Annotated in this window: 17 protein-coding genes; 15 read left to right on the top strand and 2 right to left on the bottom strand. The window is 40.9% G+C overall.

Going from position 1 to position 18585, the window contains the following annotated elements; translation table 11 throughout:
- Positions 1 to 32: 32 nt before the first annotated feature.
- The 8 genes from nhaD (at position 33) to G4420_RS16685 (ending at position 8516) form a co-directional block, all read left to right on the top strand.
- Positions 33 to 1412: a sodium:proton antiporter NhaD gene (nhaD, locus tag G4420_RS16720; RefSeq protein ID WP_163325083.1), complete on the top strand. Its 1380-nt coding sequence runs from the start codon at positions 33 to 35 to the stop codon at positions 1410 to 1412.
- A 150-nt stretch (positions 1413 to 1562) separates the two neighbouring features.
- Positions 1563 to 2255, top strand: coding sequence for a MotA/TolQ/ExbB proton channel family protein (locus G4420_RS16715; RefSeq protein WP_163325082.1), 693 nt, complete (start codon positions 1563 to 1565; stop codon positions 2253 to 2255).
- Between the two features lie 10 nt (positions 2256 to 2265).
- On the top strand, positions 2266 to 2673 hold the full coding sequence (locus G4420_RS16710) for an ExbD/TolR family protein (RefSeq protein WP_038562226.1): 408 nt from the start codon (positions 2266 to 2268) through the stop codon (positions 2671 to 2673).
- Positions 2674 to 2681: 8 nt separating this feature from the next.
- On the top strand, positions 2682 to 3761 hold the full coding sequence (gene tolA / locus G4420_RS16705; protein ID WP_163325081.1) for a cell envelope integrity protein TolA: 1080 nt from the start codon (positions 2682 to 2684) through the stop codon (positions 3759 to 3761).
- Between the two features lie 146 nt (positions 3762 to 3907).
- Positions 3908 to 4831, top strand: a complete 924-nt coding sequence (locus tag G4420_RS16700) for a YitT family protein (RefSeq protein ID WP_163325080.1) — start codon at positions 3908 to 3910, stop codon at positions 4829 to 4831.
- A gap of 136 nt (positions 4832 to 4967) precedes the next feature.
- Positions 4968 to 6431, top strand: a complete 1464-nt coding sequence (locus G4420_RS16695) for a sodium/proline symporter (protein ID WP_163325079.1) — start codon at positions 4968 to 4970, stop codon at positions 6429 to 6431.
- 104 nt (positions 6432 to 6535) lie between these two features.
- The gene (locus G4420_RS16690; protein ID WP_163325078.1) at positions 6536 to 7330 is read left to right on the top strand and encodes an SDR family NAD(P)-dependent oxidoreductase; all 795 of its coding nucleotides are present in this window, start codon (positions 6536 to 6538) and stop codon (positions 7328 to 7330) included.
- A 112-nt stretch (positions 7331 to 7442) separates the two neighbouring features.
- A complete protein-coding gene (locus G4420_RS16685) occupies positions 7443 to 8516 on the top strand; it encodes a VOC family protein (RefSeq protein WP_163325077.1) in 1074 nt (357 codons plus the stop codon).
- 65 nt (positions 8517 to 8581) lie between these two features.
- Here the strand turns inward: G4420_RS16685 and G4420_RS16680 are convergent, their stop codons facing one another.
- Positions 8582 to 9706, bottom strand: coding sequence for an aldose epimerase family protein (locus G4420_RS16680; RefSeq protein WP_214647214.1), 1125 nt, complete (start codon positions 9704 to 9706; stop codon positions 8582 to 8584).
- Positions 9707 to 9901: 195 nt separating this feature from the next.
- On the opposite strand from G4420_RS16680, the gene G4420_RS16675 reads away from it, so the two are divergent.
- Complete coding sequence (locus G4420_RS16675) at positions 9902 to 11107, top strand: L-serine ammonia-lyase (RefSeq protein ID WP_163325076.1); 1206 nt, start codon at positions 9902 to 9904, stop codon at positions 11105 to 11107.
- Between the two features lies 1 nt (position 11108).
- Here the strand turns inward: G4420_RS16675 and G4420_RS16670 are convergent, their stop codons facing one another.
- A complete protein-coding gene (locus G4420_RS16670; protein ID WP_163325075.1) occupies positions 11109 to 11831 on the bottom strand; it encodes a beta-L-arabinofuranosidase domain-containing protein in 723 nt (240 codons plus the stop codon).
- A gap of 246 nt (positions 11832 to 12077) precedes the next feature.
- Here G4420_RS16670 and G4420_RS16665 point away from each other — a divergent pair, with 246 nt between their 5' ends.
- From G4420_RS16665 to G4420_RS16640, 6 genes are all read left to right on the top strand, one after another.
- Positions 12078 to 13517 carry an MATE family efflux transporter gene (locus G4420_RS16665; protein ID WP_163325074.1) on the top strand — a complete coding sequence of 480 codons (1440 nt, stop codon included), beginning with the start codon at positions 12078 to 12080 and terminating at the stop codon, positions 13515 to 13517.
- A 24-nt stretch (positions 13518 to 13541) separates the two neighbouring features.
- Positions 13542 to 14603 (top strand): ribosome small subunit-dependent GTPase A, encoded by a 1062-nt coding sequence (gene rsgA / locus G4420_RS16660; RefSeq protein WP_163325073.1) that lies wholly within the window; start codon positions 13542 to 13544, stop codon positions 14601 to 14603.
- A 59-nt stretch (positions 14604 to 14662) separates the two neighbouring features.
- Positions 14663 to 15139 (top strand): DUF4199 domain-containing protein, encoded by a 477-nt coding sequence (locus G4420_RS16655; RefSeq protein WP_045033022.1) that lies wholly within the window; start codon positions 14663 to 14665, stop codon positions 15137 to 15139.
- Positions 15140 to 15145: 6 nt separating this feature from the next.
- A complete protein-coding gene (locus G4420_RS16650; RefSeq protein WP_163325072.1) occupies positions 15146 to 15742 on the top strand; it encodes a YdeI/OmpD-associated family protein in 597 nt (198 codons plus the stop codon).
- 81 nt (positions 15743 to 15823) lie between these two features.
- Positions 15824 to 16858, top strand: coding sequence for a DUF2891 domain-containing protein (locus tag G4420_RS16645; protein WP_246241668.1), 1035 nt, complete (start codon positions 15824 to 15826; stop codon positions 16856 to 16858).
- 23 nt (positions 16859 to 16881) lie between these two features.
- Positions 16882 to 18498 carry a M1 family metallopeptidase gene (locus G4420_RS16640; protein ID WP_163325070.1) on the top strand — a complete coding sequence of 539 codons (1617 nt, stop codon included), beginning with the start codon at positions 16882 to 16884 and terminating at the stop codon, positions 18496 to 18498.
- Positions 18499 to 18585: the final 87 nt, after the last annotated feature.

The following is an 18585-nucleotide window of genomic DNA, read 5'->3' as shown; positions in this document are numbered from 1 at the left end:
GAAGCAAAAACTTATACCTAAAATTATTTACTATGTTTATATTAATGGTTGTTGTATTTGTTCTTGGCTATGTTGCAATAGCGCTTGAGCATCCCCTAAAAGTAGATAAAGCTGCATCGGCTTTAATTATTGGCACATTATGCTGGGTAGTATATGTACTTGGTGCTGAAGGTATTTTACACCTCGGTCTTAGTCCGGCCTGGGAGGCGTTCCTGGCTGCTCACCCCGATTCGCACGGCTTACATGCTGCACATGAATTCATAGTAGAATCGGAGATTATACATCACTTGGGCGAAATCAGTGAAATTTTATTTTTCCTGCTTGGGGCAATGACGATTGTTGAAGTTGTTGATCAACACGAAGGATTTAAAATTATTACCGATAAGATAAAAACCACCAACAAAGTAAAATTACTTTGGATATTGAGTTTGCTTACATTCTTTATGTCGGCATTGCTCGATAACCTTACTACAACAATCGTTATGGTTGCATTGCTTCGAAAACTGATCGACGACAAACAAACCCGCTGGTTTTTTGCCAGTATGGTAGTTTTAGCTGCCAACGCAGGTGGTGCATGGTCGCCTATCGGAGATGTTACCACTATTATGTTGTGGATTGGCGGACAGGTTACCGCAGGCACAATTATTATGAATGTGATTTTGCCAAGTTTGGTTTGTATGGTAGTACCATTAGCCATACTTTCTGTTACCATGAAAGGGCAAGTGCAACGTCCGACAATTGATGAAGACGAAGTAGAATATAGCACCGAAAAAGAACGAATACTGTTCCTTGTTTTGGGTGTATCCGGATTATTGTTCGTTCCGGTATTTAAAACAATTACCCACCTGCCACCATATATGGGAATGTTACTTTCATTAGGTCTTTTGTGGGTTGTTGGCGAAATTGTACACAAAGACAAGCCAAAAGAAATTAAAGACAAACTAAAAGTTACGGCTGTAATTCAGCGTATTGATGTACCAACTGTATTGTTTTTCCTTGGAATACTTTCGGCAGTTGCAGCCTTACAATCAGCAGGACATTTAAATATACTCTCAACTTATCTCGACGAAAAATTGGGGAACATTTACCTGATCGACCTTGCAATTGGAGTGCTTTCTTCGGTTGTTGATAATGTTCCTCTGGTAGCAGGTGCTATGGGAATGTATCCGATTGCCGATGCCGGAGCTGTTGGTTACCAGGCCGCCTTTGTTCAGGATGGTGCTTTCTGGGAATTCCTGGCCTACACAGCCGGTACCGGTGGCAGTATGCTAATTATTGGTTCGGCTGCAGGTGTTGCTGCAATGGGATTGGAAAAGATCGATTTTATCTGGTACCTGAAAAAAATTAGCTGGCTGGCTTTGATTGGTTACCTGGCAGGTGCTGCGGTATACTTTGTTATGTTTGGCCTGTAAACTATCAAAAAACAGTTGTTCATAACTATATAAGATACGAAGTACAGAGCAAACAAAACGGTTAAAATATTACTTATTTTAGCGAGGTATAATATTTAAGGTTATACCTCGTTTTTTTTTTATAGAATTGTAAAAAATAATTGGATAAACATGTTTAACTTATTGATGATTCAGGCTGATCTTCCACAAGAGTTGGAAGCTATGGCAACCGAGCCGGAAGGCATTTCAACGAAATTTATAGATCTGGCTATGAAAGGTGGATGGATTATGATTCCGATTTTATTTTTGTCGGTAGTAGCCGTTTACATCTTTTTCGACCGCTATTTTGCAATTAAAAAAGCCGGAAGATTTGATTCAAGCTTGCTTGAAAAAGTAAAAGTTTATATCACATCGGGAAAAATCGATTCTGCCGTAGCATTGTGCCGCAGCAACCCAAATCCGGCATCGCGCATGTTGGAAAAAGGAATCAGCCGAATTGGCCGGCCACTTACCGACGTAAATGCCGCTATTGAAAATGTGGGGAACCTCGAGATCTCGAAACTGGAAAAAGGACTCCCTGTTTTGGCATCCGTAGCCGGAGGAGCCCCAATGATCGGATTTCTTGGTACGGTAATGGGAATGATTCAGGCATTTTACGATATGTCAAACGCAGGAAACAATATTGATGTTACGCTTCTTTCAACCGGCATTTACCAAGCAATGGTAACTACAGTTGCCGGATTGATCGTAGGTATTATCGCCTATTTTGCTTACAATATTCTTGTATCGAATGTGGAGAAAGTGGTATTTAAAATGGAAGCTACCACTTCTGAATTTATGGATCTGTTAAACGAACCGGCATAACCTGTAGTAAATGGCACTAAAAAAGAGAAATAAAGTAAATGCTGCATTTAGCATGTCGTCGATGACCGACATCGTATTTCTGTTGCTTATTTTCTTTATGGTTACCTCTACCCTGATTGCGCCAAATGCTTTGAAATTGTTGCTTCCGCAAAGTAACAATCAAACAGCTGCCAAGCCGATCACAACCATATCGATTACATCCGATTTGAAATACTATATCAACGACGACAACAAGCTTCAAAGCGTAAAATTTGGAGAAATTGAGCCGTTCCTAACCAATAAGTTTGGTTCGGGTAACGATGATATTTTTATCTCGTTGCATGCCGATCAATCTGTTCCGGTTAACGAAGTGGTAAAAATAATGAACATTGCCCGCCGAAATAAGTATAAAATGATACTGGCAACATCGCCTGAATAGACGAAAGAATGATAGAAAGAGAGGAATATAGCGAAAAGAAAAAGGGGCTTGTCGGAACGATTGTTTTTCATACAATTGTGCTGATATTATTGCTCGTACTTGGCTTTTTTACGCCACTTCCTCTACCCGGAGAAGAAGGAATTCTGGTTAATTTCGGAAATTCAGAAAATGGATTGGGCGACCGCGAACCAAGTCCGGCGCACCGACAACAACAAACCACTCCTCCGCAAACTGCACAAAAAAAGACTACGCCACCACCTGTGCAACAAACACCTCCCCCTCCGGTAAAAACTTCGGAGCCGGAACCGGCCAAGGAAGTTGCGATGACTCAGGATTACGAAGAAACTGTTGCAATTGAGGCAGCAGAGAAAAAGAAAAAAGAAGAAGAGCGCAAACGTCAGCAAGAGCTGGATGAAAAACGACGTAAACAACAGGAAGAAATAGATCGCAAAAAAGCGGAAGAAGAGGAACAAAAGCGTTTGCAAGACATTGAGCGTAAAAAACAAGAAGAAATAGAACGCCAGCAACGTGAAGAGGCAGAAAGAATTACCCGCGAGGAAGCCGAACGCAAAGCACGTGAAGAGGCGGAGCGCCAACGAAAGCTGGAAGAACAACGAAAAATTGCTGAGATAAACTCGCGCACGCAGGGCGCTTTTGCCAACAGTGGTTCCGGAAGTGGTGGCACCGGTAACAGCGACGGAAAAAGCCAGGGAGTAACATTCCCCGGTGGGAACCAGGGCGTACCTACCGGCGATCCGAATGCCACAAATTATGGTGCCGGTGGCAGTGGCGCCGGAAACCAGGGAACAGGAGCAGGTATTTCATTCGACCTAGGCGGACGTTCGGCAATTTCATTGCCCAAACCGGAATATCCGGGTAACGATGCCGGAATCGTTGTGGTAAAAGTTATTGTTGATAAAAACGGAAGAGTTACTTCTGCCGAGCCCGGTGCACGCGGAACAACCATTGCCAATAAAGCATTTTGGGACGAAGCCAAACAGGCAGCTTTAAAAGCCAAATTTAATGTCGATCAAAATGCAGCTGCATTCCAACAGGGAACCATTTCATATCGTTTTAGACTCGATTAGAATTCGCAATTTAAATCCAGTTACATTTTACATATTTTAGTAAAACAGCCCTGTTTTACTGACGATTTTTATGATCAATATTTATTGACAATTATCTGTTTTTTAATCCATTAAAATTGTGTTCTTTTGCGAAAAATTACAGGACAATGGCATTTCTTACAAAAGACAAAATTTTCAGTAAAAAGTGGATCCAGGACAATCTGCTTTTAGTTTCGGGCTCATTTATTTTAGCCGCCGCTTTTGTATTTTTTGTTACACCACATAAAATCGTTCCGGGTGGCGTTTACGGAATTGCCATTGTTGTACACTATTTAACCGAGGGTGTTTTCTCGTTCTGGCCCGACGGAATTCCGGTGGGTACCTTTGCGCTGTTGATCGACATTCCTTTGATTATTGCCGGAATTAAAATTCTTGGTCCCCGCTTTGGAATAAAAACGATTACAGGATCGGTGTTAACCGCTGTTTTTACAGACTTTCTCACGATGATGCGCCCGGATGCGAATATTCCGCTGGTTGATGATATACTTTTATCGTGCCTTTTTGGCGGCGTATTAATGGGGTTTGGACTTGGCTTAATTTTTAAGTCGCGCGCTACTTCCGGCGGATCGGATATTATTGCCATGATCATTGCTAAATACACCCACCTACAGATTGGCCGATTGATGATTTATGTTGACTCGGTTATCGTATTCTTTGGTTTGCTCGCATTCCGCGATTTTGCCATCCCACTTTACTCGCTAATTGTAATTTACATTTGTGGAAAACTAATTGACACAGCACTTGAAGGTGCGAATTACAATAAAGCACTTCTCATTGTTTCGATGAAACATGCAGAAATAAAAGAAAAGTTATTGGTTGATTTAGAGCGTGGAGGAACGTATCTGAATGGCGAAGGCATGTTTACCGGCGAGCAAAAAAGAATCATATACACCGTTGTTAGCCGCCGCGAGGTTGCAATCCTTCAGGAATATATCAGTAAAATCGATCCGGATGCATTTATTACGGTTATGGATACCAAGGAAATACTCGGTGAAGGATTTCAGAGCTTAAATCAAAAAGTTAACAATTAGAGTATTTTCAACACTTCTCTCCCTCTTCTTTTTCAAAAACACAATCAAAAAGGTTTTGACGCATTAAGTTTTGCGTACAATTGCTACAGTGCATTTTCTTTTTATCTTTGGTGGCTTCATAACAATTCTACAAAAAATGATAATAGTTTTTGTTGCCTACCTGGTTATTTTAATTGGTATTGTAGCGTATTCGGCACGTCGTTCAAAAACGAATAACGACTTTGTTCTTGGTGGTAAAAAAATCTCCGGTTTTTCGCTGGCTTTATCAGAACGTGCAACGGGCGAATCAGCCTGGTTACTTTTGGGTTTAACGGGGCATGCTTATGCCGAAGGAATGGCATCGTTATGGGTGGCCTTAGGATGTGTCAGCGGGATTCTTTTTTTATGGATATTTCTGGCTGAACCGCTGCAAAAACTAACGGATAAAACAGGTGCTTTAACGGTTCCAAGTTTGTTCTCAGCCAAATTTAAAGGTACGCAACGTAGTTTCGGAATTCTCTCTTCACTAATTATCATCTTCTTTTTTGTATTGTACATAGCGGCGCAATTCAGTGGTGCCGGCAAAATATTCAACGATACTTTTAAAATCGATCCTTTCTGGGGAATGGTTATTGGATCAGCTCTGGTAACCTTATATACCATGTTGGGTGGGTTTATAACCGTTGTTGCCACCGATGCTTTTCAGGCAGTTCTAATGGTGGTTACCTGTGTTGTACTGCCCATTATCGCACTCGGTATTGCAGCAGCAAATAATATTCACGTGGCCGAAGCCATTTCGCAGGCCAATTATCTTGTACCTCGAAACATTGATACGGTAAAACAAGCCACCGGTGGTTTGCTTGTTTTAAACGGATTAAGCTGGGCATTTGGTTATACAGGCCAGCCACAATTGCTAACTCGAATGATGGCCATGCGTAGCCAGAAAGAAACCCAGCAAAGCCGGGTGCTGGCAATTATCTGGACACTTTTAGCTTATGTTGGCGCTTTTATGATCGGGATTATTGGTTACCAGTTGGTACAAAATGGCATTTTAGGAGATGCAGCAGCTTCGGTAGCCGCCGACTCGGAAAAAATTATGCCGATAATGGTGATGACTCTTCTGAATCCAATACTTGCCGGAATTCTGTTGTCGGGAGCCGTTTCAGCAATGATGTCAACAGCTTCTTCGCAACTAATGGTCGTATCATCGTCGATGACCGAGGATTTCTATCTGCACATTACCAAAAAGCAGATTGAAGAAAAGCGAATGCTGTTTCTGAATAAAATACTTACGCTTGCCGTGGGACTGGTTGGTTTTATTTTGGCCATCGCAATGGAGGACACGGTTTACGGACTGGTTTCTTATGCGTGGAGTGGTATTGGAGCTTCGTTTGGACCAGCTATTGTATTACTTATTTTCTGGAAAAAACTGTCGAGAGCCGGCGTTTTTGCCAGTTTAATTACCGGAACACTATCGGCCGTAATATGGAAAACCTGGTTGGTTGATGCCACCGGAATATCAGAACGTCTGGCCAGTTATCTGCTGGCATTTTCAATGGCTGTTTTGTTTAGTTTTATTTTCCCTGAAAAAGAAAAATGGTCGGAGCCGAAAGGAATTTAACAATCTTAACGATTTTTAATTTTGACGCAGTAAAAATAGACCTTATTCATTTTGTCTGGCTGAATATTCTGTTATCTTCGTGGCACGCTGAAAGTATGTAGTAAATGGATTTTTGGGGAAAGACAATTTGGATTACAGGAGCATCGTCGGGTATTGGCAAAGCGGTGGCAATTGAGTTATCGTCGAACAACGTAACGCTAATTCTTTCTGGCAGAAAAGAAGAGGCTTTAAAAGACACCGAAAAACTCTGCATAAAAAACGGTTGCCAAACCGTTATTCTTCCTTTCGATTTAGGTAACAAAGAATCGATTGAAGAAGCTGCTCAGTTCATCAAAGAAAACAATATCAAAATTGATGCGCTCTACCAGTTTGGTGGTATCAGCCAACGTTCGTTTGTAGCCGAAACCCCGGTCAGTGTCGACCGCAAAATTTTCGAAGTAAATTATTTTGGAACAATAGCCTTAACCAAAAAGGTTTTACCGCAAATGATTAAAAATGGTGGCGGGCAAATTGCAGTTACATCCAGTATTGTTGGTAAATTTGGATTTCCGTATCGGTCGTCGTATTCGGCATCGAAACAAGCTTTACACGGTTTTTTCGAAAGTTTACGGGCCGAGAACGTGAAGAACAACATTGCTGTATCGGTTATCATTCCCGGACGTATAAAAACAAATATTTCGGTGAATGCGATCAATAAAGACGGAAAAACACACGCACAAATGGATGCCGGTCAGGACAAAGGCATGTCGGCAGAAAAATGCGCAAAAGTGATTTGCAAAAAACTGAAAAAAGAGAAAAAAGAAATATTGGTAGGTGGTTCAGAAGTTATCATGGTACACATCAGGCGGTTTTTGCCGCGTTTGTATTATTACATGGCTTCGCGCGTAAAACCACTTTAAACTATAAGTATTTAGCAGAAATGAAACGAGCATAACGAGAGCTTTATTAACAGGCAGGAGAATGAATATGCGAGTTACATGAGTTACTGTAAAAATCAACAATTGTAAACGAATGAAAGCACAAATAAACGGAATCCAGCAGTTAGGAGTTGGTGTTGAAGATCTTCAGGAAGCGTGGAAATGGTATCGCGAACATTTCTCGATGGATATTCGAATGTTTGAAGATGAAGCCACAGCAGAGTTGATGCTGGCACACACAGCAGGAAAAACACGCGACAGAAGAGCTGTTTTGGCGCTTAATATGCAAGGCGGCGGCGGTTTTGAGATATGGCAACATACCGGAAAAAAACCTGAACCCATCAATTTCGAGATTCAACTGGGTGATTTAGGCATTAACATCGGGAAAATAAAAACCGAAAATGTACAGGCCGTTTACGATAAATTTAGTGCTTCGAAACTGAACCTGCTTACTACTATTTCAAAAGATCCGGCCGGAAACGACCACTTCTTTATGAAAGACATTTACGGAAACATGTGGGAGATAAAAAACCAGGAAGGTGTTTTCCGTAAAAAAGAAAAATCGTTGAGTGGCGGTGTACTCGGAACTATTATCGGTGTGAAAGACATGGACACCAGCCTGAAAGTTTACCAGGAAATTCTGCAATACGACGAGATTGTATACGATGAAACCGGCGTTTTTGAAGATTACAAAGGCATTCCGGGGGGCGACAAAAAATTCCGTCGCGTTTTACTTCGTCATTCCGATATAAAACAAGGCGCTTTTAGTCCCTTTTTCGGGCAATCGGTTATTGAGTTGGTGCAGGCGTTTGATTACGAGCCGAAAGACATTTACGAAGGAAGAATTTGGGGTGATCCGGGTTTTATCCACCTTTGTTTTGATATAAACGGTATGGACCAATTCCGCGAAAAAGCAAAAGCTATTGGTTATCCGTTTACCGTTGACAGTGCAAAAGCGATGGAATCATTCGATATGGGCGAAGCGGCCGGAAATTTTGCTTATATACAGGCACCGGAAGGAACATTGATCGAGTTTGTTGAAACCCATAAAATACCAATCGTCAAAAAAATTGGCTGGTACATCGATCTAAGAAAACGAGGCTACCACCCGCTCCCGAAATGGATTATGAATATGTTCCGTTTTATGCGGGTTAAAGACAAGAAGTAAAACATAATCCTATAAAAAAGAGGAGATGCAAACTGTAACTCCTCTTTTTTTATGCACATTATTCCTTATTTAACTGAGAACTTGTAGATAGTAGCAGACTTTAAAGTCTCACCTGGTTTTAACAATGTGGTTGGGAAATTAGGTTGATTTGGACTGTCAGGAAAATGTTGGGTTTCCAAACAAAAACCGGTTCTTTTTGTATAAGCTTTTCCAGCTTTTCCTGTTTCAGTGCCTTTTAAATGGTTGCCTGTATACAACTGCACACCGGGTTCAGTTGTTCTCACTTCCATATATCGGCCACTTTCAGGCTCGTAAGCACTTGCAGCAAAAGCAAGTTCACCTTCGGCTTTATTAATAATATAGTTAAAATCGTAACCACTTCCATACTTCAACATAGGATGGTCATTGTCAATTCTTTCACCAATTTTATGCGGAGTAGTAAAGTCCAGGGCTGTTCCTTTGATGTCAGCAATTTCACCAGTTGGAATCATTGCCGAACTAGCTACCGGAGTTGATTTGTCAGCATTAAGTACAAGAATATGGTCAAGAATATCACCGTTTCCTTCACCCCGCAAATTAAAATAACTGTGGTTTGTTAAATTAAAATGACATGCTTTATCTGTTGTAACTTCATAGTCAATCTTCAACTCGTTTTCATCGGTTAAAGTATAGGTAACCTGCACTTCTTTATTTCCCGGAAAGCCAAATTCTCCATCAGCACTTTCCAGGCTAAAAACAACTGAGTTTTCATTTTCCTTGTAATCCCAAACTTTTCGGTACCAACTATCCGGCCCGGAATGTAAACAAGCTTCTCCATTGTTTACCGGAAAATTATACGTTTCGCCGTCGATTGTAAAACTGGCATTGGCAATTCTATTTGCAAAAGGCCCAACTACAGCCCCATGACTTGCACCATATTCCTGGTACTCTTCAATCGATTTAAATCCTAAAAGCACATCAGCGAACATCCCGGTTCTGTCCTGTACATAAATCGAAACAATTTTGGCTCCGTAGTTGGTCAGCGCAACCGTCATTCCGCTTTTATTTTTTAAAATAAAAAGTTGGGTTGTTTTCCCGTCTATCACGCTCTCAAAATCGGATTTTGAAAAAGGCATTTCTATTTCTTTTTCCTGTTTACTTGAACAAGATATAAATAATAGAATCAGTATAAAAAGGCTTAGGTTTTTCATTCTTTTATAGATTATTAAATTAGGCTTATAAAAATAATAAATATACATTTCAATTATAAACTATTGGAAGTTAAATTATAAGTAAAAGCCCCGAAACAGGTTTAAAAAATCAGGTATGATTCATTCACGAAAACTCGCAAAAGTCATTGTGGATATCGAATTTGTAGCTTTCATTTGCACAAGATAATTTAGCTAATGGAATCGATAAAAGAAATCTATAAAATAGGCCACGGCCCTTCAAGCAGTCATACAATGGGGCCGAAAAAAGCTGCCGAAAGGTTCTTGGCAGAAAACAAAGATGCTGATCATTTTGAGGTAACCTTGTTCGGTAGTTTGGCCGCCACCGGAAAAGGACACCTCACCGATTTTGCCATCGAACAAAGTTTTGGCAGCCGTCGGTTACAAATTAACTGGGAGCCGAAAACCTTTCTAAAAAGACATCCGAATGCGATGTGTTTCAAAGCTTTCGACAAAGCAAATAACCTGTCGAAAGAATGGACTTGTTACAGCATTGGCGGAGGTGCAATTATCGATGATTATACGGAAACAGAAACCGTTGATGTGTACGAACACACCACCATGGCAGAAATACTGAACTGGTGCAACCGCAACGGAAAAAGCTTTTGGGAATATGTGGCCGAGTTTGAAGAACCCGATATTTGGGATTACCTCGAAGAAGTGTGGCACGTAATGTTCGACAGTATTAAACGTGGATTAAAAACAGATGGCGTTTTGCCCGGAGGATTAAAACTTCCGCGAAAAGCACAAAGTTTTAACACCAAGGGACGCAATTTTGCTACACCATTTAAACGACGTTCGCAATTGTTTTCTTACGCACTGGCAGTAATGGAAGAAAATGCTTCGGGAGGAAAGATTGTGGCAGCTCCAACCTGTGGTGCAAGCGGCGTTATGCCTGCAATTCTAAAGTATTTCCAAAAAATACATAATACCGATAAAAAATCGATTATCAGGGCATTAGCTACTGCAGGGCTCATAGGCAACCTGGTAAAAACAAATGCATCGATTTCAGGAGCAGAAGTAGGTTGCCAGGGAGAAGTGGGAACGGCCTGTGCAATGGCTTCAGGAGCTGCAACACAAATGATGGGCGGCACCATTTATCAGATCGAATATTCAGCAGAAATGGGCCTCGAGCATCATTTGGGATTAACTTGTGATCCGGTAGCCGGATTGGTGCAGATTCCATGTATTGAACGAAATGCATTTGCTGCCGAACGCGCGGTATCGCACAATAATTACGCACTACTAACAGATGGCCGTCACCGCATCAGTTTTGATGAAGTGGTGGAAACCATGTATAAAACCGGGATAGATTTGCAAAGTAAATACCGCGAAACATCGGAAGGAGGGCTTGCCATTTTTGATGCCTTACCAAACTGCTGATTTATCGGCTGGGATAGTTTTCAATTGGCAGTTCAATCTCAACCACATCGCCTTGTTTCCATTTTTTTGCAATTACACAGTAACTGCCCGGCTGCGTGAAATATTTTACATTTTTTACGATTACACTCGTTCCTTCGGCCCACTCCGGAATGCGAATGTACAACTCAATGTATTGCCGATCCGTCATCCCGAAATGTAAACGTACACTTCCTGATTCAGGATATGTTGTTTCCTGCCGTATAGTAACATCACCACCTAGCGAGTGCTGATAATTTATTTCTGCCGGTTTAAACAGGTTAACGTAAATATGATCAACGCTTCTGGTAAACACAAACGGTTGTATATCATCCGTCATTTTTTCATCTACTGAAATTTTTTCCAGCTCCTTAGCATATTTTGCCTCACTTGTTAGTTCAAGCAACAATCCATTTATTTCAACCCAGGCGGGTAATGCCGGGCTATCATAAATGGTTTCGTTTTTATTGGCATCAAACTGATCGTATTTTGCTTTAAACGCCTGTAAATCAAAGGCTGAATCTTGCGTATCAAACTGTGTTACAAAAGTAAAAAGCCCTTCAAAAGGCCCGTAATCCCATGTATCTTTCTGTGTTACAGATGTATTATCGACAGAAATACGCACTGATTTTTTTTCTGGAAACTGATCTTTATACGTGCATGAAAAAAGCACAAAAAACAGGAGAAGAGAATAAAGCTTAGGATTCATTTGTAGTAACTTTTGAGCATATTAACAGTACTAAATTGGAAGTGTTCAATTAAATAGCGAATAAAAGTTTATTAAAAATTAATTTGTTTTATAAGAATTAATTTCCATAACTTTGTCAGACTCAAATAAAAGAGAACTAAAAATGAATATCTCAATAAATATTACCGTCACCGATTGCCGACCGTTCTAAGGTTGGCCACATGAGATTATTCAATTAGTTTATTCATTTATTTCCATATTTTTATCATGTTACGCAAAAGAGTAAGTGTTTTGTCTTTACAAAAACTAAAAGACATTGATTTAAAAGAGCTCTGGATCGATGTAAAAGAAGCAATTGGCGGTACAGAGCGCGATTTCACTAAAAGCAGTCTGGGCAAAGCCATTTTTATTCTGGCAGTTCCTATGGTGCTGGAAATGATCATGGAATCGGTATTTGCCGTAGTCGACATCTTTTTTGTTTCGAAACTTGGCGCCGATGCAGTGGCAACGGTAGGACTCACCGAATCGGTAATGACCATTGTATACGCTGTTGGAATGGGACTTAGTGTGGCTACTACAGCCCTTGTCTCTCGAAGAATTGGCGAGAAAAACAACAAACAAGCAGGTGTGGTGGCTTTTCAGGCCATGATTGTGGGTTTTATATTCTCCGTTTGTATTGCTATTCCCGGCGTTATATTTGCCAGTGAATTTTTAAAACTAATGGGAGCCACCGACTCCATGGCTGCCGAAGGTTACCTTTTCCCCGCTATTATGTTTGGCGGGAATGTTGTAATTATGCTGTTGTTTATTATTAACGCAGTGTTTCGCAGTTCCGGCGATGCAGCCATTTCCATGCGGGTAATGTGGCTGGCCAATATTATCAATATCATTCTCGACCCATTACTTATTTTCGGGATTGGTCCTTTTCCTGAACTTGGACTTGCAGGAGCGGCTATTGCGACCACTACAGGGCGAGGATTAGCTGTTTTGTACCAGTTTTACCTTTTGTTTGGCGGACATCACCGTATCCGACTGTACTGGCACAGTTTAAAAGTTCGTTTTAATGTAATGCTGAAACTGGTGAAAATATCCGGTGGTGGAATTTTGCAGAATCTTATTGCAACTTCAAGCTGGATTTTGCTTGTGCGTATTATTGCAGTTTCGGGTCCTGAAGCGCTGGCCGGCTATACCATTGCCATCCGGATAATCATTTTTGCCTTATTACCTGCCTGGGGGCTCAGCAACGCTGCATCAACGCTGGTTGGGCAGAACCTTGGTGCAAACCAACCTGAGCGTGCCGAACGATCGGTGTGGATAACCGGCTATGTAAATATGATCTTCATGGGAGTTATGGGAATAATACTGGCTGTTTTCCCTGAGTTCTGGATAAAACTGTTTATCGGCGAAACTGCAGTTGTTGACAATGGTACATTGGCACTGCGTGTGATCAGTTTTGGTTTCCTGTTTTACGCACTCGGAATGGTGCTGATGCAAGGTTTTAACGGAAGCGGCGATACAATCACACCTTCAAAGATCAATTTTATGAGCTTCTGGCTCTTCGAAATACCATTGGCTTATTTTCTGGCAATTGTTTTGAATATGGGCTTGTTTGGAGCTAGTATGTCGATTGTAATCGCCGAAACGTTTCTGGCAATCACAGCGCTGTATTTGTTCCGAAAAGGCAAATGGAAACAACGAAAAGTGTAAATTTATCTCTTAAGACTTTTTATTATGAAACAACAACTTCCTGTTTCAATTGAAAATTATTCAAAAGAGAATAATATCTCAACCGCTGAATTGGCGCGGGTTATAACAGTACACAAAGAACGTTACATTATTCAGAGCGGCAATTCGGTTTTAAAAGCAGAAATAACGGGAAATATTCGGTTTACAGCACAATCTGCTGCCGACTTCCCCACTGTTGGCGATTGGGTGCGTTTTATGCCAATGGACGATGAGAATGCCATCATTCTTGAAGTACTTCCCCGTTTTTCGAAACTCGAACGCCAGGCGGTTGGCAAATACGGCGATGTACAGCTTATTGCTGCAAATGTTGATGTAGCATTTATTGTACAAGCCGTTGGGCACGATTTTAACCCGAACCGTTTGGAAAGATACCTGGCTGTTTGTTATGCCGGGAATATCCAACCGGTTTTGGTACTCTCAAAAACTGATTTGGTAGAAGAAAGTGAATGTGAACAGTTAATTGAAGAGGTAAAAAAGCGGATTAAGAATAGTAAAATAATTGCCCTGAGCAACGCAACAAAAGAGGGTTTGGATCTTCTGAAAAATAAACTGGAAGCTTTTAAAACCTATTGTTTTCTTGGCTCTTCAGGTGTTGGGAAATCAACCATCATAAATAATCTGCTCAACAAAGAAGTACTCGAAACCCGATCGATAAGCGAAAGCACCAGCAAAGGCCGGCATACAACCAGTCATCGCGAGTTGTTTGTGCTGGAGAACGAAAGTATTGTGATCGACACACCGGGAATGCGCGAGCTGGGAGTAACTGACTCGGCCGATGCTCTGGAAATGACATTTGATGCGATTTCTGACTTGACTTCCGATTGTAAATTCAGCGATTGCAGCCACACTAACGAAACAGGTTGTGCAGTGTTGGCAGCTGTTGAAAGCGGTGAGTTAAGTCAAGATGCCTACGAAAACTATTTAAAACTAAAACGCGAGCAAGAACATTTCAGTAGCACGGTTTACGAAAAACGACAGCGCGACAAAGAGTTTGGCAAAATGATTAAATCAGTATTGAAAGAGAAAAAGCGTTCAAAACCACAGTAGTTAATGAACAATAAGTCCATCTTATTCATTGTTAAACTGAAACCAAAACTTATTTATCGATGAAAAAATTTGCAATTGAAATTAAATGGGCCATTTTGTTTGCGGTCGTTTTGCTGGTATGGATGTATGGGGAAAGACTAGCAGGACTTCATGATGAGAACATTGAAAAACACGCCATTGTCACCAACTTCTTCGCGCTTGTGGCTATTGCTGTCTATGTAGTTGCATTATTGGATAAACGCAAGAATGATTTCAATGGCAAAATGAACTGGATACAGGGGTTCATTAGTGGATTGATCATCACTTTGGGAGTTACAATTCTCACTCCCCTCACCCAATACCTTACCGTTGAAGTGATCACTCCTCATTATTTTGAAAATATGATTCGTTATGCGGTTGAAAACGGCTTGCAAACACAGGAAGAGGCGGAAGGCTATTTCAACCTGCAAAGTTATATGATACAAAGTATTATTGCTACCCCGCTGATGGGATTGGTTACCTCGGCAATTGTTGCCATTTTCACCCGGAAAAAATAATGGATAATGCCACAAGCAAAAACAGTTGACGAATATATTCTGAATGCACGATCGCGTCAGGATATTTTAATGGTTCTGCATGATTTGCTAATAGCTACAGAACTGTCGGGAACCATAAAATGGGGAGCTCCGTGTTATACGATTAACGGTAAAAATGTTGTCGGTCTCGGAGTTTTTAAAGAACACATGGCTATCTGGTTCTTTCAGGGTGCGCTGTTAAAAGACGAAGCAAAAGTGCTTATTAATGCACAAAACGATAAAACCAAAGCATTGCGGCAGTGGCGTTTTGTAACTGCCGATGACATTGATGCAGAAATGCTAATTGCCTACGTACAGGAAGCAATTTCCAACGAAAAGCAAAATAAAAGAGTTAAAATCAACCGAAATAAGAAGTTAGTTATCCCACCCGAATTAGAAGATGCACTTAATCAGGATAATCATTTAAAGCTTTCATTTCAGGAATTTACGCCGGGCAAACAACGCGAATTTGCTGATTATATCGCACATGCAAAACAGGAGAAAACCAGACAATCGAGATTACAAAAGATTATTCCGATGATTAATAATAACATCGGTTTAAACGATAAATACCGCAATTGTTAATGCTTATCGAGAATTGTTTTTAATTTCATACTATCTAAATTTGATTAAATGAAATTACAGTTTTCCCTAATATTTTTATTTATGGCCAATCTGCTTTCGGCGCAATCGTCAAAACTCAGCTTCGATGAAAAGAAAGCCGAATACCTTTATCATTTTGCGTACGAGTGTATCGACCAGGAATACCCGAATAAAACCGGTCATGTTTTGGGCGACGACAGTTACCTGCAACCTCCGCGAGTGATGCACCCGGCATTTTATGGCTGTTTCGACTGGCATTCATCAGTGCATGGCCACTGGACTTTGGTGAAAATTCTAACTGAATTCCCGGAATTTAAGTACCGCGATGAGATCATTAAAAAGCTAAAGAAAAACATTATTGAAGAGAACATATTGCAGGAAGTTGCCTATTTCGACGATGAGCACAACGCTACCTACGAACGGACTTATGGCTGGGCCTGGTTGTTAAAACTAGACGAAGCTTTGCGTGAATGGGATGATCCGGTAGCACTGGAATTGCAGGCGAACCTGTCGCCGTTGGCTGATCTGCTGTCGGATAAATTTGGCGAATTTCTCGATAAACTGATTTACCCCATACGAATTGGCGAACACAGCAACATTGCCTTCGGAATGTCGTTTGCTTACGATTGGGCAAAAAAATACGATACCGCACTGGCCATTCAAATAAAAGGAAAAGCAAAAGAGTATTACAGTACCGATTGTGATTGCCCGCTGACCTGGGAACCGGGCGGTTTCGATTTTCTTTCGCCTTGTCTGCAGGAAGCATCGATAATGTTAAAGATATTACCAGAAAAAGAGTTTAAAACCTGGCTAAAAACGTTCCTTCCAAAATTTGAAAAACATCCTAAAAAGTACCTCGAAATTGCTGTTGTCACCGACCGAAGCGACGGTAAACTCGCCCACCTCGATGGACTAAATTTCAGTCGAGCCTGGTGCTTATACGAAATGGGCTATGCCTTAAATAACCAGCAACTGATTGATTTTGCCGATGCCCATTTTAATTACAGTTACGAAAAAATGGATTCGGGCGAATATGCCGGAGCCCACTGGCTGGCATCGTTTGCTACCTATGCATTATTAAAAAGTCATATTAAGTAAATATGAAGCTCAATCATCGTAGAATGAATCGTAAAAAGTTTTGCTGCCTGTTGCTATTTCTAGGCATTGTAGTTTTATCATCCGCCCAAAAACATCAGTTGCGTTTTGAAAAAATTGATGTACAACACTACAAGTTTGAAATCCATTTAAACGATACCACAAACCAAATTGAAGGTATAGCTACCATTTCAATTAAATTTTTGCAAACCAGTAACGATATCACACTCGATTTGGTGGATAACTCCGGAGAGAGTGGTATGCTTGTCCATTCCGTAAAAAAGGAGGGCAATGAACTTGACTTTAAGCAAGCACACAATAAGCTTGTAATTCTTTTGCCGAAACAAGCACAGGCGGGCGACGTAATCGATTTCACCATTAACTATTCCGGTGTTCCTACCGATGGTTTGATAATATCCGAGAATCGCTACGGAGATCGTACATTTTTTGGCGATAACTGGCCTGATCGCGCCCAAAACTGGCTTCCGTGTGTCGATCATCCTTCTGATAAAGCTACTTTAGAATTCCTGGTTTATGCTCCGGCACATTACGAGGTGATCTCAAACGGAAAGCTTGTGGAGAAAAAACAATTGGAAAATTCAGTGGAATTCACCCATTGGAAGGAAGATGTGCCGTTGGCGACCAAACTGATGGTAATTGGAGCGGCCGATTTTGCTGTTGGAAACGAGCAGGAATTTCAGGGAATTCCGGTCAGTTCGTGGGTATTTGAAGAAAACAAAACTAAAGGATTTGAGAATTACCAGTACGGAACAAAAGCTCTGGAGTACTTTTCGGAACTGATTGGCCCCTACCCGTATGAAAAACTGGCGCACGTACAATCAAAAACACGTTACGGCGGAATGGAAAATGCCAGTTGTATTTTTTACCACGAAAATTCAGCCATAAACGACCGTATTCCGGAACAGTTGTTTGCACACGAAGTGGCTCACCAGTGGTTTGGAAATTCGGTTACCGAACAAAACTGGCACCACGTGTGGCTTAGCGAAGGATTTGCCACCTATCTCACCCACCTTTATGTGCAGCACTTTTATGGCGACGAACAATTTAAAGATGGACTGAAATATGATCGTGAGCGCGTTATTGCTTTCTCAAAACAAAAATATGTTCCGGTAATCGATACAACAGTGCAGGAATATATTCGCTTACTAAATGCCAATTCGTACGAAAAAGCCGCTTGGTTTTTACACATGCTGCGAAATAAATTGGGCAACGACACCTTCAATAAAGGATTACAGAAATATTATAATGATTTCAGAAATAAAACTGCGCTTACTAAAGATTTTCAATCGATGATGGAGTCTGTTTCAAGTAAAAATCTGGATCGCTTTTTTAACCAATGGCTCCGTAGTGCCGGCCATCCTGTTATTAAAGTTTCATGGGGAGCTGAAACCTCCGGAAAAGAAATTGACAGGCAACTAATTTGGGTTCAACAAAAGGGAAAGCAACTTTTCAGTTTCCCGCTGGAAATAAATATTGTGTATGAAGATGGTTCTGTGGATCTGCTAACCGTAATGATTGACACAACAAAAGAGCGGCAACAATTTGAAGCAAAAACAATTTCCGGGATTAAAGATATTTACGTTGACCCGAATGTGAAGCTGTTATTTGAACTGGCCCAATAAAGAGGATCATTAAATTCTTTAACCAAAAATCAGGGCACAAAAAAAAGTCCTGACGGTTTCGTCAGGACTTTAATGTATTTCACCTAA

Source organism: Draconibacterium mangrovi, assembly GCF_010586825.1.
Taxonomy (GTDB): Bacteria; Bacteroidota; Bacteroidia; order Bacteroidales; family Prolixibacteraceae; genus Draconibacterium; species Draconibacterium mangrovi.
The sequence above is the reverse complement of the archived record's forward strand: the minus strand, read 5'-3'. Positions and strand labels throughout refer to the sequence as shown.

Excerpts from the sequence above, each read along its gene's own strand:
- nhaD (WP_163325083.1), top strand. The coding sequence starts at position 33 with ATGTTTATATTAATGGTTGTTGTATTTGTTCTTGGCTATGTTGCAATA.
- G4420_RS16715 (WP_163325082.1), top strand. The coding sequence starts at position 1,563 with ATGTTTAACTTATTGATGATTCAGGCTGATCTTCCACAAGAGTTGGAA.
- G4420_RS16710 (WP_038562226.1), top strand. The coding sequence starts at position 2,266 with ATGGCACTAAAAAAGAGAAATAAAGTAAATGCTGCATTTAGCATGTCG.
- tolA (WP_163325081.1), top strand. The coding sequence starts at position 2,682 with ATGATAGAAAGAGAGGAATATAGCGAAAAGAAAAAGGGGCTTGTCGGA.
- G4420_RS16700 (WP_163325080.1), top strand. The coding sequence starts at position 3,908 with ATGGCATTTCTTACAAAAGACAAAATTTTCAGTAAAAAGTGGATCCAG.
- G4420_RS16695 (WP_163325079.1), top strand. The coding sequence starts at position 4,968 with ATGATAATAGTTTTTGTTGCCTACCTGGTTATTTTAATTGGTATTGTA.
- G4420_RS16690 (WP_163325078.1), top strand. The coding sequence starts at position 6,536 with ATGGATTTTTGGGGAAAGACAATTTGGATTACAGGAGCATCGTCGGGT.
- G4420_RS16685 (WP_163325077.1), top strand. The coding sequence starts at position 7,443 with ATGAAAGCACAAATAAACGGAATCCAGCAGTTAGGAGTTGGTGTTGAA.
- G4420_RS16680 (WP_214647214.1), bottom strand. The coding sequence starts at position 9,706 with ATGAAAAACCTAAGCCTTTTTATACTGATTCTATTATTTATATCTTGT.
- G4420_RS16675 (WP_163325076.1), top strand. The coding sequence starts at position 9,902 with ATGGAATCGATAAAAGAAATCTATAAAATAGGCCACGGCCCTTCAAGC.
- G4420_RS16670 (WP_163325075.1), bottom strand. The coding sequence starts at position 11,831 with ATGAATCCTAAGCTTTATTCTCTTCTCCTGTTTTTTGTGCTTTTTTCA.
- G4420_RS16665 (WP_163325074.1), top strand. The coding sequence starts at position 12,078 with ATGTTACGCAAAAGAGTAAGTGTTTTGTCTTTACAAAAACTAAAAGAC.
- rsgA (WP_163325073.1), top strand. The coding sequence starts at position 13,542 with ATGAAACAACAACTTCCTGTTTCAATTGAAAATTATTCAAAAGAGAAT.
- G4420_RS16655 (WP_045033022.1), top strand. The coding sequence starts at position 14,663 with ATGAAAAAATTTGCAATTGAAATTAAATGGGCCATTTTGTTTGCGGTC.
- G4420_RS16650 (WP_163325072.1), top strand. The coding sequence starts at position 15,146 with ATGCCACAAGCAAAAACAGTTGACGAATATATTCTGAATGCACGATCG.
- G4420_RS16645 (WP_246241668.1), top strand. The coding sequence starts at position 15,824 with ATGGCCAATCTGCTTTCGGCGCAATCGTCAAAACTCAGCTTCGATGAA.
- G4420_RS16640 (WP_163325070.1), top strand. The coding sequence starts at position 16,882 with ATGAATCGTAAAAAGTTTTGCTGCCTGTTGCTATTTCTAGGCATTGTA.